The sequence below is a fragment of the Microcoleus sp. PH2017_34_RAT_O_A genome (assembly GCF_020737885.1).
In the GTDB taxonomy this organism is placed as follows: Bacteria; Cyanobacteriota; Cyanobacteriia; order Cyanobacteriales; family Microcoleaceae; genus Microcoleus.
The window spans coordinates 1-1,137 of record NZ_JAEQDD010000210.1; the positions used below are offsets into that span (position 1 = coordinate 1).

Annotated in this window: 2 protein-coding genes and 1 pseudogene; all 3 read left to right on the forward strand. The window is 44.7% G+C overall.

Features of this window, described 5'->3' with window-relative positions:
• Positions 1-180 (forward strand): annotated as a pseudogene (locus tag JGK11_RS32765) (Uma2 family endonuclease); the annotation flags it as partial.
• A gap of 51 nt (positions 181-231) precedes the next feature.
• Entirely contained in the window at positions 232-483 is a 252-nt protein-coding gene (locus JGK11_RS32770; RefSeq protein ID WP_293177193.1) for a hypothetical protein, read from the forward strand.
• A gap of 245 nt (positions 484-728) precedes the next feature.
• A partial coding sequence (locus JGK11_RS32775) for a Uma2 family endonuclease (RefSeq protein WP_293177195.1) occupies positions 729-1,137 on the forward strand: 409 nt, incomplete at its 3' end.

Consider the following 1,137-nt stretch of genomic DNA (forward strand, 5'->3'; position numbering starts at 1 on the left):
TGTGAATATCTGCTGGTCAGTCAAGCTGAACCATATATTGAACAATATCACAATCTCGATCGCCCGTCGGGCGATCGCTGGCAATGGCAAGTGTACGATCGGGTTGAAGGGGCGATCGTCCTGCACAGCTTAAATATAGAACTGCCGATGGCTGAAATTTACCGCCGGATTAGTCTTTAAGGGCGATTTATCTAGCTTTCTTATCTGTCATAGGTTAGCAGCAGAAGTTTTATGAAGAAGGATATTGAGAACGAAATGGAAGACGAATTACTTGCTGAGTATGACTTTACTCAGATGAAAGGAGGTGTTAGAGGTAAGTATGTTGAGCGATATCGTGCAGGGACAAACTTAGTGCTTTTAGATCCAGATATTGTGCAAGCTTTTCCCAATGATGCAGCAGTGAATGAGGCATTGAGGATGTTAATCGAGATGGTAGCATCTCTGTTTTGCATTTATAGTGCTGTCCCCGCTCGCGATTGGTAGCAGACGCGAGCGGGGACAGCACTATAATAAAAAAAATGCTTTTTGCAAAATTGAGATGCTAATCCAGATTGCACAGCGCCAGCAGTCAAATCACGAAGAAACTAAACTTTTATGACGCGATGTCAGGAGATTGTGCGATCGCTCAGATTCTTAAAATCCCGAAAAAGCGATCGCCTCTGGGTTAGGACAATTATCTAGCTGTAAGTCATAATTATTTAAGGTCTAATTATTTAGGAGGTGCGATCGTGGTCATTGCTTCAACCAATCCGCCAAACCTTGCTTCAGATACCACAACTCGCTGCACTCCAGATGAATACCGGGCGATGGAGGAAACCGCCGAAGAACGTCACGAATATTGTAACGGAGAGATTATTGCTATGCCCGGAGGTTCCCCCGCTCACAGCCGTATTGCCGTAGACACTACGACTTTTCTCAATGTGGCTCTCCGAGACACCAATTTTCAAACCTATAACGGCGACTTGCGAATTTGGATTCCTAGCTTCAATCACGGAACTTATCCCGATGTTATGGTAATTGATGGCGAACCGGAATTCAATGGATCTCGCACGGATGAAATTCTCAATCCTTTACTGATTGTCGAGGTTCTTTCGCCCTCTACCGAAGCCTACGATCGAGGTGAAAAGTTCCGAAAAT